Raw genomic sequence first — 13,162 nt, 5'->3', positions numbered from 1 at the left:
CGGCTCACCCCGCCACCGGAATACGGCGGCGGGGTGATCGGCGGGTCAGGCCTGCCGGAGCTCCTGGCGCTGCCGCCCGAGGCCCTGGATCTCGCACTCGACGACGTCGCCCGGCGCCAGGTACGGGAAGCGGCCGGACAGCGCGACGCCCTCCGGCGTACCGGTGTTGACGATGTCGCCCGGGTCGAGCGTCATGTACTGCGACAGGTCGCGGACCAGCGCGGCGACCGAGAAGATCATGTCGCGGGTGTTGGAGGCCTGCCGCGGCTCGCCGTTGACGAACGACTTCAGGTCCAGCGCCTGCGGGTCGCCGACCTCGTCGGCCGGGACCAGCACCGGGCCGAGCGGGTTGAAGGTCTCGCAGCACTTGCCCTTCGACCACTGGCCGCCGGACACCTCCAGCTGGAAGGCGCGCTCGGAGACGTCGTTGGAGACCGTGTACCCGGCGATGCAGGCCAGCGCCTCCTCGTCGGAGGTCAGGTAGCGGGCGGTCTTGCCGATCACGACCGCGAGCTCGACCTCCCAGTCGGTCTTGCGGCTGTCCCGCGGGACCAGCACGTCGTCGTACGGGCCGACGACTGTGTTCGGGTGCTTGAAGAAGACGATCGGCTCCTTCGGCGGCTCGGCCCCGGACTCGGCCGCGTGGGCGGCGTAGTTCTGGCCGATGCAGACCACGGCGGCCGGCTTGGCGATCGGGGCGCCGATCCGCAGGCCGTCGACGTCGGCGGCCGGCAGCGAACCGGCCTCCAGCGCGGCGCGGGCCCGGGCGATGCCGTCGGAGGCCAGGAAGGTCCCGTCGATGTCGGCGGTGACGGAGCTCAGGTCGTAGGTGGTGCCGTCGGTGGCGCGCACGTACGGGCGCTCCTCACCGACCGCGCCGAGGCGCAGCAGTTCCACGAAATCTCCTTAGAGCGGATTCATTCTTGGTCGAACACGGGCCGCAGCCGGGCCCGTGAGGCTTCGATGTGCGAGCGCATCGCGGCGGCGGCCTGCTCGGGGTCGCCCTTGCGGACCGCGGTGACGACCGCCTTGTGCTCGCGCAGCGCCTGGGTGGCGATGCCGCCGCCGTAGTACAGGCGGAACAGGTGCAGGTGGCAGTGCGTCCGGGCGAAGGACTGCCGGGCCGTCTCGTTGCCGGACAGCTCCAGCACCAGGTCGTGGAAGCGCTGGTCGTGGCCGGCCATCGCCTTGTACGAGTCGTAGTCCGGCCGCTCCGGGACCTCGGTGTAGCTGAGCATCTCGTCCTTGAGCCGGACCAGGTCCTCGGCCGACGTACGCTCCGCCGCCCGGCCCGCGGCCCACGGCTCGATGTGCAGCCGGTACTCGAAGAGGTCCTCGAACTCGGCCCGGGTCAGCGTCGAGGAGACCCGGTACCCGCGCAGCGGTTCCTTGATCACCAGCCCGTCGGACTCCAGCCGGGCCAGCGACTCGCGGATCGGGGTCTGGGAGATGCCCAGCTCCCGGGTCAGCGCGTCGATGTTCAGCCGGGTGCCCGGCGCGACCACGCTGTCCATGATCAGGCCCTTGACCGTCTCGTAGACGTCGTCGCTCAGTACCTGTCGCTGCGGCAGGCGCGTGAGCTGCCCCGCCAGACCCACATGCGCATCCGTCACCGTCGCTCCTCCCGAAGCATCCCATTCTGCCTGACCCGGCGGTCGTGCTCAGTCGTTACCCGGGCAAGGGTTGACGCCACCAGTGTGAAGCGGCAGCATCAGCTTCGCAATATCCTATAGGATCTTTGAGGGAGCGCCCCATGCCCAAGCCCGCGTTGTGGTACCGAAGGACAGCCGTCGCCGGACTGGCCGTGGTCGCCCTGGCCGCCACCGGTTGCAGCACCAAGAGCTCCGACGACAGCTCGGGCGGTACGGCGGGTGACGACGCGTCGACCGGCTCCACCGGCGGACCGGTCACCCTCAAGGACGGCTCCAGCGTGAAGCTGGCGCTCATCCCGGGCGGCGCGCACCCCTACTTCCAGCCCTGGAAGACCACCGCCGAGCTGGACAAGACCGAGTTCAAGCTCGGCGACGTCACCTTCGACGAGACCGGCGAGTGGGACCAGAGCAAGCAGAACAACGTGGTCAGCTCGCTGGCGGCGCGGGGCTTCAACGCCTTCGGCATCTTCGGCGTCTCGCCGACCGACATCAACACCACCTTCGAGGACCTGAAGTCGAAGGGCTTCGCGGTCGGCTCGCTGGCCTCCTGCCCGGCCGGCGACACGAACTCCGCCGACTTCTGCCTGTCCACCGACGTCGAGGCGGCGGCGTACAAGGCGGCCAAGGCGACGATCGAGGCGATCGGCGGCGAGGGCACGATCGTGCACCTGACCGGCAACAACGTCGACTCCAACACCCAGCGCCGGATCGCCGGCGTGAAGAAGGCGGTCGGCGAGACCGGGGGCAAGGTGACCGAGCTGCCGGTGGTCACCGACATCGACAAGGACCTGCAGACCGCGCAGCGCTCGGTCGCCGACCTGCTGGCGGCCAAGGGCAAGGACATCAAGGGGATCGTCACCACGGCGTACAACCCGGCCGTGGCCGCGGCCGACGGCGTGTCCAGCAGCAAGCTGCCGATCAAGGTGGTCGCGATCGACGACGACGCCAAGATCCTGTCCGGGATCAAGTCCGGCGGCGTCTCGGCGACCGTCGCGCAGAACCCGGTCGGCCAGGCGTACGTCGGTGGCTGGCTGCTCGCGCTGCTGGGCTCGAAGCAGTGCACGATGAAGACGCCCGGCGTGATCGTAGACTCGGGCTCGTTCGTGGTGACCAAGGACAACGTGGACACCTACGACGACGAGCGCAAGGCCAAGACCAAGGAGCTCCAGACCGAGTTCGCGAGCCAGTTGAGCTGCCAGTGACCATCACACGCGCTGAAGCCTTCCTGGTCGACCTTGAGGTCGAGACCGTTCGGACCGACGCGGTCCAGTCGTTCCTGAAGCAGGAGACGATCTTCGTCGAGCTGGAGACCTCTGACGGGGCTGTCGGGCTCGGCTACTCGTACACCATCGGCACCGGCGGTACGGCGGTGCTGGCGATGCTGCGCGACCACCTGCTGCCGCGGCTGCTCGGTGCGGACGCCCGCAACATCGAGGGGCTCTGGTACGACCTGTTCGCGTCCACCCGGGCCACCACGGTCGGTGCGATCACGTCGCTCGCACTGGCCTCGGTCGACACCGCCCTGTGGGACCTGCGCTGCCGCCGGGCCGGTGAGCCGCTCTGGCGGCTGGCGGGTGGGTTCCGCCGCAACGTGCCGCTGTACGACACCGAGGGCGGCTGGCTGCACCTGACGACAGACGAGCTGGTCGCTGGCGCGTTGGCCTCCCAGAAGGCCGGCTGGCCAGGGGTGAAGCTCAAGGTGGGCAAGCCGCGGGTGCACGAGGACGTGGAGCGCCTGCACGCCGTACGGGATGCTGTGGGGCCTGCGCTGGACATCATGGTCGACGCCAACCAGTCGATGACGTACCCGGAGGCCAAGCGGCGTGCTGCCGCTTTCGAGCCGCTGGACCTGAGCTGGTTCGAGGAGCCGCTGCCCGCTGACGACCTCAGCGGGCACGTCCGGCTTGCTGAGTCCACGTCGATCCCCGTGGCAGTTGGCGAGTCGATGTACTCGGTCTCGCAGTTCCGCGAGTACGTCGCTGCCGGTGCTGCCGGAATCGTCCAGGTCGACGTGGCGCGGGTCGGTGGCATCACCCCGTGGCTGAAGGTGGCGCACCTGGCCGAGACCTTCAACCTGGAGGTCTGCCCGCACTTCCTGATGGAGCTGCACGTCAGCCTGACCGCCGCCGTACCCAACGGCCGGTACGTCGAGCACATCCCGCAGCTGCGGGCGATCACCCGGACCGAGATGGAGATCTCCGACGGGCACGCGGTCGCACCGGACTCGCCGGGCCTGGGCATCGACTGGGACCGGGACGCCATCGACGACCGGCGGGTGTCGTGAGCGCTCCGGTCTCGGAGACCGCCACCGCGGCACTCCAGGAGCCGGACCAGCCGCCTCCTTCGTCCAGGGGTGGTCGGACTCCCTGGTGGGCGAACCAGCGGGTCGGTCTGCTGATCCTGGTGGTGCTGCTGGCGGTGCTGTTCGGCGTACTGCGTCCTGCGTTCTTCAATCAGCAACTGGTGGTGTTCCCGCTGCTGCGGGACATCGCCATGTTCACCGTGGTCGGGCTGGCGCAGCTGTGCGTGCTGTCGATCGGGCACATGAACCTGGCCGTCGGCCGGATGGCCGCGTTCTCGATGATGATCACCGGCATCTCCTACGACCTGTGGCACTTCAGCCTGTACGCCGGGCTGCTGGTCGGCCTGATCGCCGGCGCGGCCATCGGCGCGCTGGCCGGCTGGGTGATCGCGCGGACCGGCGTCAACTCGTTCGTCGTGACGCTGGCGCTGGACTTCCTGCTGCTCGGTCTGATTCCGCTCGTCTACACGGCCCTGACCGACAACGCGGCGTTCGTGACCAAGCCGGACGGCATGCGGGAGATGCGGAACTACTCGCTCGCCGACATCTGCATCGGCAACGTCTGTGGATCCCCGGCGGTCCCGCAGCTGGCGCTGTTCGCGGTGATCGCGATGGGCGTGGTCGGTTGGGTCTACAGCCGCACCAAGCTCGGTCGCGAGCTGCTGATGACCGGTACGTCGGTGAAGGCGGCCGAGCTGTCCGGGATCCCGACCGCGCGGCGCGTCATCACCGCGCACGCGATGTCGGGCTGCCTGGCGGCGCTGGCCGGGTTCATGCTCGCGGTGAGCACCGGGTCGATCAAGGCGACGATCGGCGAGGAGTTCATGCTGCCGTCGTTCCTCGGGCCGATCCTCGGTGGGACGTTGCTGGCCGGTGGGTTCATCTCGGTCTGGGGCACGCTGCTCGGGACCGCGCTGACCTCGGTGATCCGCAAGGGGCTCGACCTGCTCGGGGTCGGGCTGGAGAGCCTGAACATCTACCTCGGCCTGATCCTGTTGGTTGCCCTGAGCACCGACCGGATCCGGACCGTGCTGTCGGAGCGGCAGGAGGTGCGACAACGATGAAGCGGTTCGTGAAGACGACCGAGATGACCTTGCTGGTCATCTGTGTGGTGTTTTTCGTCGGTCTGGTGATCGCCTCGCACGGTGACCTGCTCTCAGCGAATTCCCTAAGAGTGCTCCTTCAGTTCCTGGCGGTGCCCGTCCTGATCGGGTTAGCTCAAATGGTGGTCCTCGCAGTGGGCCAACTGAACCTGGCGGTCGGCGCCGTCGGGGGATTCGCAGCAGCCGCGATGGGGGTGATGATGGCCGACCACGGAGTTCCGGTGCCGCTGGCACTGCTGTTCGGCTTCCTGCTCGCGACCGCGGCGGGGCTGGCGAACGGGCTGCTCGTCGTCCTGACGCGGATCAACGGGTTCATCGTCACGCTGGCGACGATGACGGTGCTGCTCGGTGTGCAGTACCGGTTGGTCGGCACGCGGACCGTCGATGCCTATCCCGCGGGGTTGAAGAGCTTCGGGTCGCACGCGTTGTTCGGGGTGCTGCCGCTGATCTTCCTGGTGGCATTGGCCGTGGCGGGTCTTTTGGCGTTGATGCTGCGTCGGACCGTGCCGGGGCGGCAGTTGCTGGCCTCGGGTGGGAACCCGATCGCCGCGCGGTTGTCGGGGATCTCGAACGACCGGTCCGTGATCCTCGCGCACACGTTGTCCGGGGCGATCCTCGGCGTCGCGGCGATCCTGACCGTCGCGTCCTCGCCGGGGGTGAACAAGAGCATCGGCGGCGACTGGCTGCTGCCGTCGTTCGCGGCGCCGATCATCGGCGGTGCATTGCTCACGGGTGGTTCCGCGGTGGTGCTCGGGACGGTGCTGGCCGCGTTCATCGTGCGCTTCGTCGACACCGCGCGGGCCGAGTTCTCGCTCGAGCCGAGCTGGGTGAACTTCGTCGTCGGCGCGGTGGTGCTCGGGTCGGTGGTGCTCGGACAGGTCCGGACCCGGCGGCAACTTCGCCGTACGGTCGTGAAAGCGCCCGACGCGGCCGTGGCCGGAGGTGTCTCGTGACGTTGTTCGTGGCGGAGAAGGTGGACAAGCTGTTCCCCGGCGTACGGGCGCTTGACGGGGTGACGCTGTCGCTCGAAGCGGGCTCGGTGCACGCGCTGCTCGGGGAGAACGGCGCGGGTAAGTCGACGCTGATCAAGGTGATCACCGGGCTGTACAAGCCGGATGGTGGGCGCCTGCTGCTGGACGGGTCGGAGGTGACCTTCGGGTCGCCGCACGAGTCCGCGTCGGCGGGCATCGGCGTGGTGCACCAGGAGCGCAACCTGATCCCGGGCTTCACCGTCGGGGAGAACATCCTGCTCCAGAAGCTGCCGACGTCGCGCGGGCTGGTGGATCGTGCGGCGATCCGGTCGGAGGCCTCGCGGTGGCTGGCCGAGCTGGATCTGGACATCGATCCGGATCAGCCGGTGACCGAACTGTCGGTCGCGCAGGCGCAGTTGGTCGAGATCGCGAAGGCGCTGTCGGTGGAGAGCCGCGTGCTGCTGCTCGACGAGCCGACCGCGTCGATCACGCCGAACGAGGCCGAGCGGTTGTTCCGCGTGGTCGACAAGCTGAAGAACGACGGGCGCGCGGTGCTGTTCGTCAGCCACAAGCTCGAAGAGGTGTTCCAGATCTGCGACACGGTCACCGTTCTGCGGGACGGGGCCTCGGTGCTGGAGTCGGGTGCGCTTGGTGATCTGACGCGTGATCAGGTGGTCGACCTGATGGTCGGGCGCGTGCACGAGGCGTTGAGCCTTCCGCCGCGGACCGTGGATCGCTCGGTGGATCCGTTGCTGGAGCTGTCCGGTGTGGCGACGGCGACCGGTCACGCCGATGTCGACCTGGCCGTGCGGCCGGGGGAGATCGTCGGGCTGTACGGGCTCGTCGGTGCTGGGCGTAGCGAGCTGGCGAAGGCGTTGCTGGGCTTGGATCGGATCACCGCGGGCACGGTGCGGGTGCGGGGGCGCGAGGTTCGGATCAAGAACGTTCGGGATGCGTTGCGGAACCACAAGATCGGGTACGTCACCGAGAACCGCAAGGAGGAAGGCGTCTTCCTCGAGCAGTCCGTCAGCCGCAACATCGCTGTCACGATCTGGGACCGGCTGCGCAAACTGTTCGGCTACGTTCCGGCCAAGGCCGAGTCGGCCCTGGTCGCGCAGTACGTCGAACAGCTCGGCATCCGGATCGCTTCGCCGGCGCAGATGGCCGGCACGCTGTCCGGCGGCAACCAGCAGAAGGTCTCCCTGGCGAAGTGGCTGGCCGCGCAGACCGAGATCCTGATCATCGACGAACCCACGGTCGGCATCGACGTCCGCACCAAGGACGCCTTCCACACCCTGATCTGGGACCTCGCCGCGAACGGCCTGGCGATCCTGCTGATCACCTCCGACCTGCCCGAGATGATCACCCTCGCCGACCGCGTCGTCGTCATGCGCGACCACCGCGTCCAGGGCGAGGTCGACAACGACCACGACTACGACCGGATCAGCCAGCAGGTCATCCGGCTGATCCACGCCGAGAAGGTGACGGCCGGATGAGCGGTTCCGAGCCTGAGTGGACCGAGGTGCTAGCGGAACTCGAGCAGCGTGCGCAGGTTGTACTCGAAGCCGCCGCTGAAGCTCGGCCAGTGGTCGGCGCGGATCAGCTGGACGATCACTCGCCCGTCGCGCGTGGTCAAGTGATTGGTCGGCCACCTCGCCCGCCGCGCGCGTGGTCAAGTGAGCAATGAAGGAGTGAGAGTCGCATGAGCAGGGTCGACGCCCATCATCACGTCTGGGACCTGGGGGTCCGCAAGCAGAGCTGGATGGTCGGGTCCGCGATGGACCCGATCCGGCGTGACTTCCTCGTGGACGACCTCGCGCCGCTCGCCGCGGCCGCCGACGTCACGCAGACCGTCCTGGTGCAGACCGTCGGCCTGGCCGCCGAGACACCGGAGTTCCTTGCTGTTGCTTCCAGCAACGACCTGGTAGCGGGCGTGGTCGGCTGGGTCGACCTGACCGCCGACGACGTCGAGGACGCTCTGGCTGGACTGCTTGGGCGTCCAGACGGTCAATGGCTGAAGGGAATCCGACACCAGGTCCACGACGAGCCCGACGTCGAATGGCTCAACCGCCCCGACGTACGGCGCGGTCTCGCGGTAGTCGCGGAGGCCGGGCTGGCCTACGACCTGCTCACCAAAGCGCCGCACCTACCGGCTGCAGTCGAGACGGTCCGGGCCCTGCCCGAGCTGAGCTTCGTGGTCGACCACATCTCCAAGCCGGTCATCGGCGAAGACCTCGAGCCCTGGGCCACTGGCCTGCGAGACCTCGCCGCCGAGCCCAACGTCACCTGCAAACTCTCCGGCATGGTCACCGAGGCCTCATGGGCGGACTGGAAGGTCGCCGACCTGAAGCCGTATGCCGACGTGGTCCTGGAAGCATTCGGCCCAGACCGAGTGATGTTCGGCTCCGACTGGCCGGTGTGCCTGCTGGCCGCGACGTACGGCCAGGTAGTCGACGCAGCCGAGCAACTCACCGCCGGCCTGACCACCGCCGAACGCAACCAGATCTTCGCCGAAACAGCCCGCCGTACGTACCACTTGTAGACGCAGCCAAAGGCAACACGCAGCCCACACGAGCCGCTGGTCGGCACCCAGCGCCCGGCAACCGGCCGCGCCCGCCTTTCGGCCTCGGCGACCCGGCTGTCGGGCAATCGGTTGGAGCTTCGGGGGCGGCTTGGCGTGCGTGTGAGCTGTTGGCGGCTGACTTTGTCGCGCGGGCTGGTCGGTGGGCAGTCCGCGCGACGGGGTCAGAAGCCGGGGAAGATTTTGCGGAGTTGGTCGAGGGTGATCTTTTCGCTGGTGAGGGTGACGGAGGTCGGGGTGTACTGCGGGGCGTTGCGGCCGGTGATCAGGCGGACGATGTACTCGGCGGGGGCGGTCAGTTCGCCGTCGGCGGTGGCCGGGGCGTCGGTCAGTTCTACGGTGTCGGCGATGGTGAGGCCGAAGGTGCGGTCGGGGGCGGTGGTGTTGACCCTCAGCGCCGCGGTGCCGTCGTACTGGTCGGCCTTGCCGACCCAGCCGAGCAGTCGGGCGATGCCGTCGAGCAGGAACTCGGTCGCCTCGGGAGCCAGCGCCGCGTTGGTGTCGAAGCCGACCCGGACGTCCCAGCTGTGCAGGGTGAGTTCGCTCAGTCGCATCCCCACCGCGGTCTCCACGTCGACGGGCTCGGGCAGGAAGCCGAAGTCGATGCGCAGGTCGGTGAGCTGCTCGTCGCTCAGGCCTTCGTAGCGCTGGATGAGCTTCTGGTTGGCGGTGAGGAAGTTCGACGCCTGGTCGGCGGGGCTCATCGCGTTCCAGCGGTCCCAGGTGGACGTGTTGAAGTCGGCCGCCGGGACGCCGGTGCCGTCGATTGCGCCTTCGAGAATGGCGAGGTTGATCTCCGCGCCGCTGCCGATGTGACTCAGCACGTCGGCGACCTTCCACTCGCTCGCGCCGGAAGGACGGACGAGGTCGTCCGGCTGCAGCCCACCGACCTGCTCGGCGAGGGTGTCGTAACCGGTACGAAGGGCGCTGATCGCGCGCTCGGCCTTGCTGGTCATCAGGTGTCTCCCGGTGATGGATGAACGATCAAGTAACTACAGCAACCGCACCACCCGATTACTTCCCGATCAGCCCGAGAATTTCCGCCAGCCCGCCAGCCCGCCAGCCCCGCCACCCCACCGCTCCCACTGCCAGCAGTCGCTCCGCGCCGGCGGCTTGCTGGTCGTGCCAGCCACGGTTGGCCGGCGGCCGGCGTCAGCCCTCCTGGTTGCTGGCGTGCTGGACGCATGGTGGCCTGCCGCTCGGGTGGTGTGCCCTGTCTGCTGTTGGTGGTTCAGGGGAGGCGGACGTAGCCGAGGGTTGCCTTGGTGGCGATCGTCTGGAGGGCGGGGAGGTCCTGGGGGCGGCCGGAGGCGGATAGTTCGAAGCCGGTGTTGGTGGCGTTGTCGATGGTGACGTAGCGCTCGAGGACCAGGCGGGTGCCTCGTGCTGGGTCGGTGTAGGTGTACGTCAGCGTCGTGTACTGGAAGGTGAGGCCGGCGAAGACCGGGCTGGTGGCCTTGCCTGTGGTGTCTGTTCGGGAGATCAGGCGGAAGTCGGGGGTGGACTGCAGCGCGGCCAGCTTTTGGGTGACGTAGGTGGCTCGCGGCTGGGGTTTGGCTAGTACGCCGTTGAGGCGCAGCGTCCAGAGCTTGTTCGGGCTGGTGAAGCGGGACTCGAAGGTGGAGACCTTTGCCATCGACCAGGTGTTCGGGATCGGGACGATCACGCCTAGCTCGGTCTTCGGGTCGCCCCAGACTCGGTTGACGTAGGTGAGGCCCCGGGTGGTGAGGGGAGCCGTGGTCGCCGGGCTGCTGGGCTTCGTGCTGGCCGGGCCAGCGGGCGGCGTGATCGCCGGGGGCCTGGCGGTCGGCGTACTGGGAGCGCTTGCCGCGGGAGCCGAGCTGGCTGGGCGGGCCAGCAGGAACGCTGTGGTGGCGCCGGCCGCGAGCAGAGCAGCTGCGGCGATGGTGATGACGCGCGTACGAGGCCTCATGGAACGCCTTTCCCGGTGGAGCTGGCGGCGGGTTGGATGCCGTGAGCCTCGGAAAAGTTGGCGGTCAGTCGGGCGGTGGGGCGAATTCAGCTCGTACGCCGAGCAGCCGGACCGGGCGGCGGAACTCGAACTTCGCCAGGACGGTCAATGCCGCGTCGGCGACGACCGTGGGGTCCTGGGTCGGCGCGGAGAGTTTGCGGGACTTGATCGGCGTGAAGAACGTGATGAAGCGGACCTTCACGTGCACGCGCTGGATCCAGCGGCCTTCGGCGACGACCGAGCGGGTGAGCTCCTCGGCGAGTTCGCGGACCTTGTCCTGGATCTCGGCCGGGTCGGACAGGTCCTCGGGGTAGGTGACCTCGTGGCTGCGGGAGACGGGTTCGCGCGGCACGTCGGTGACTTCGGTGTCGCCGAGGCCGCGGCCGAGGGCGCCGTACCAGGTGCCCATCTTCGGGCCGAAGCGTTCGCGGAGGGCGTCGAGGTCCGCGGCTGCCAGGTCGGCGACGGTCTGCAGACCGAGGTCGTTCAGGTTCTGCGACATGCGGGCGCCGATGCCCCACAGGTCGCGGACCGGGCGGTGGTTCATCACCTCGGCCCAGTTCGCCTGCGTGAGCCGGAACGTCCCGCCGTCGCCGGCGCGCTGGTCGGGCCCGGGCTTCGCGAACCCGGTCGCGAGTTTGGCGCGCACCTTGTTGTCACCGATCCCGATCGAGCAGGTCAGCCCGGTCCGCGCCAGGACGGCGGCCTGCATCTCGACAGCCAGCGCCTCGGGATCATCCGTTGTCGCGCCGACGAAGCACTCGTCCCAGCCCCACACCTCGACGATCACCGGGAACGACCGCAGCACGTCCATCACCTCGGTCGACGCGGCCTCGTACGCCGCGGGGTCCGACGGGAGGAACACCGCGTCCGGGCACTTCTTGTACGCCGCCTTCAGCGGCATCCCCGAACCGACGCCGAACACACGCGCCTCGTACGACGCCGTCGCCACCACCTGCCGCGCCTGCTGCGGATCGCCCGACCCGCCCACCACCACAGGCAATCCCCGCAGCTCGGGCCGCCGCCGAATCTCCACTGCCGCGATGAACTGGTCCATGTCGACGTGCAGCAACCACCAGTCCGCACCGGAAGCTCCCCCGGTTGCCGATGCCGTGCCGGTCGGGCCGGGCGCCGCGCGGACGGGCTCGGCGCCCGCACCCGCCGGCCCGGCGCCCGCATCCTCCGGTCCGGCGCCCGCACGCTCCGGCTCGGCGCTCGCGCCCTCCGGTCCGGCGTCCGCGCCCTCCGGCTCGGCGCTCGCGCCCTCCGGTCCGGCGCCCGCACGCTCCGGTCCGGCGCCCGCACACTCCGGCTCGGCGTCCGCGCCCTCCGGCTCGGCGTCCGCGCCGACCGGACCGGGCTCCCCGCCGATGGGAGCGCTCCCCGGCCCAGCACTCGCGCCCTCCGGCTCGGCGCCCGCATCCTCCGGTCCGGCGCCCGCACCCACCGGCCCGGCGCCCGCGTCGGCGGGGTCCGGGGCTGGGGCGGCTTCCGAGGCTCTCATCGGGGGCTCCTCCGAGGTTGATACCTCAGGGGTATCACAGGCCCCCGAACAGGTCTTGGAAATCCGGGGCCGAGCCACAGCAGAGTGGAAGGAGAACAAAGGAGAAAGCATGAAGGTGTTCCTGACCGGTGGATCCGGCTACATCGGCGGCGTCGTGATCGAGACGCTGCTGCGGCACGGGCATGAGGTGACCGCGTTGGCGCGGAGTGATCGGGCTGTTGAGGTGGTGACGGCGCTTGGCGCGAAGGCGGTGGTTGGCGAGTTGACCGACGTCGACGTACTGCGGGAAGCAGCAGGCGCGGCGGACGGCGTACTGCATCTGGGGGCGTCGTACGAGCGGAGTGCGGAAGTGGACCGGGCTGCGGCGGATGCGTTGCTGGAAGGGCTCGACGGGCGCGGGACGTACGTGCACACCGGTGGGGTCTGGGTGTACGGCGATACCGACGGTGTCGTGGACGAGGATGCGGTGAAGAAGCCGCCGGCGATCACGGCGTGGCGGTTGGAGAACGAGGCGCGGGTGCTGGCGACGGTCGAGCGTGGATGGCATCCGGTGGTGGTGATGCCGGCGCTGGTCTACGGGCGGTCCCAAGGGTTGATCGAGACGTTCTTCGTCGAGCCGGCGCGGGAGAACAAGGCCGTCGGGCTGGTGGGCGACGGGTCCAACTACACGACGTTGGTGCATGTGGACGATGTCGCGGAGTTGTACGTGCTGGCGTTGGAGAAGGCACCGGCGGGATCGGTGTACGTCGGGGTGGCGGAGAACGCGACGTTCGCGGAACTCGGGCCGGCGTTGGCGCAGGCGGCGGGGCAGGAAGAGGTCCGGCACTTGCAGGACGCGGCTGAGCAGATGGGCCCGATCGCCGAGGCGTTCGCGTTGGATCAGCGGATGACCGGCGAGCGGGCGCGGAAAGAGCTCGGGTGGATTCCGCAGCACCTGGATGCGGTCAAGGACCTCGGCGCGGGGCGCTGAGTCGGGCACCGGACTCCTTGGTCCGGGGAAGATTTGAAGGCGCAGCCCCGGCGGTGAGCGCGAGTCCCCGGCGCCTTGGCCTCAGCCCCCTGCCGCAACGAAAGGGA

12 protein-coding genes are annotated in these 13,162 nt (G+C 69.2%); 7 read left to right on the top strand and 5 right to left on the bottom strand.

What is annotated here, in order from left to right; all coding sequences use genetic code 11:
• Window positions 1–45: 45 nt before the first annotated feature.
• Both ACYVIO_RS05205 and ACYVIO_RS05200 read right to left on the bottom strand, forming a co-directional pair.
• Window positions 46–897 (bottom strand): fumarylacetoacetate hydrolase family protein, encoded by an 852-nt coding sequence (locus ACYVIO_RS05205; protein ID WP_460649487.1) that lies wholly within the window; start codon window positions 895–897, stop codon window positions 46–48.
• A gap of 20 nt (window positions 898–917) precedes the next feature.
• On the bottom strand, window positions 918–1,613 hold the full coding sequence (locus ACYVIO_RS05200; protein ID WP_344178134.1) for a GntR family transcriptional regulator: 696 nt from the start codon (window positions 1,611–1,613) through the stop codon (window positions 918–920).
• A 140-nt stretch (window positions 1,614–1,753) separates the two neighbouring features.
• Here ACYVIO_RS05200 and ACYVIO_RS05195 point away from each other — a divergent pair, with 140 nt between their 5' ends.
• The 6 genes from ACYVIO_RS05195 to ACYVIO_RS05170 all read left to right on the top strand — a co-directional run bounded on the left by ACYVIO_RS05195 (window position 1,754) and on the right by ACYVIO_RS05170 (window position 8,570).
• On the top strand, window positions 1,754–2,854 hold the full coding sequence (locus tag ACYVIO_RS05195; protein WP_460649486.1) for a sugar ABC transporter substrate-binding protein: 1,101 nt from the start codon (window positions 1,754–1,756) through the stop codon (window positions 2,852–2,854).
• Window positions 2,851–3,936, top strand: coding sequence for a mandelate racemase/muconate lactonizing enzyme family protein (locus ACYVIO_RS05190; protein ID WP_460649485.1), 1,086 nt, complete (start codon window positions 2,851–2,853; stop codon window positions 3,934–3,936). Before ACYVIO_RS05195 ends, ACYVIO_RS05190 begins: the two co-directional genes overlap by 4 nt.
• A complete protein-coding gene (locus ACYVIO_RS05185; RefSeq protein ID WP_460649484.1) occupies window positions 3,933–5,018 on the top strand; it encodes an ABC transporter permease in 1,086 nt (361 codons plus the stop codon). Before ACYVIO_RS05190 ends, ACYVIO_RS05185 begins: the two co-directional genes overlap by 4 nt.
• Entirely contained in the window at window positions 5,015–6,010 is a 996-nt protein-coding gene (locus ACYVIO_RS05180) for an ABC transporter permease (RefSeq protein WP_460649483.1), read from the top strand. Before ACYVIO_RS05185 ends, ACYVIO_RS05180 begins: the two co-directional genes overlap by 4 nt.
• Window positions 6,007–7,524, top strand: coding sequence for a sugar ABC transporter ATP-binding protein (locus tag ACYVIO_RS05175; protein WP_460649482.1), 1,518 nt, complete (start codon window positions 6,007–6,009; stop codon window positions 7,522–7,524). The genes ACYVIO_RS05180 and ACYVIO_RS05175 overlap by 4 nt, the downstream gene beginning before the upstream one ends.
• 206 nt (window positions 7,525–7,730) lie before the next feature.
• Window positions 7,731–8,570, top strand: coding sequence for an amidohydrolase family protein (locus ACYVIO_RS05170; RefSeq protein ID WP_460649481.1), 840 nt, complete (start codon window positions 7,731–7,733; stop codon window positions 8,568–8,570).
• A 203-nt stretch (window positions 8,571–8,773) separates the two neighbouring features.
• On the opposite strand, the gene ACYVIO_RS05165 is transcribed toward ACYVIO_RS05170, so the two are convergent.
• The 3 genes from ACYVIO_RS05165 to ACYVIO_RS05155 form a co-directional block, all read right to left on the bottom strand.
• The gene (locus ACYVIO_RS05165) at window positions 8,774–9,565 is read right to left on the bottom strand and encodes a maleylpyruvate isomerase family mycothiol-dependent enzyme (protein ID WP_460649480.1); all 792 of its coding nucleotides are present in this window, start codon (window positions 9,563–9,565) and stop codon (window positions 8,774–8,776) included.
• A 275-nt stretch (window positions 9,566–9,840) separates the two neighbouring features.
• Window positions 9,841–10,542 (bottom strand): hypothetical protein, encoded by a 702-nt coding sequence (locus ACYVIO_RS05160; protein WP_460649479.1) that lies wholly within the window; start codon window positions 10,540–10,542, stop codon window positions 9,841–9,843.
• A 64-nt stretch (window positions 10,543–10,606) separates the two neighbouring features.
• The gene (locus ACYVIO_RS05155; protein ID WP_460649478.1) at window positions 10,607–12,085 is read right to left on the bottom strand and encodes a DNA polymerase IV; all 1,479 of its coding nucleotides are present in this window, start codon (window positions 12,083–12,085) and stop codon (window positions 10,607–10,609) included.
• A gap of 109 nt (window positions 12,086–12,194) precedes the next feature.
• Here ACYVIO_RS05155 and ACYVIO_RS05150 point away from each other — a divergent pair, with 109 nt between their 5' ends.
• The gene (locus ACYVIO_RS05150) at window positions 12,195–13,055 is read left to right on the top strand and encodes an NAD-dependent epimerase/dehydratase family protein (protein ID WP_460649477.1); all 861 of its coding nucleotides are present in this window, start codon (window positions 12,195–12,197) and stop codon (window positions 13,053–13,055) included.
• Window positions 13,056–13,162: the final 107 nt, after the last annotated feature.

The organism is Kribbella endophytica (genome assembly GCF_054781295.1).
Note: the sequence above shows the minus strand (reverse complement) of the source record. Positions and strands in the feature narration are given on the sequence as shown.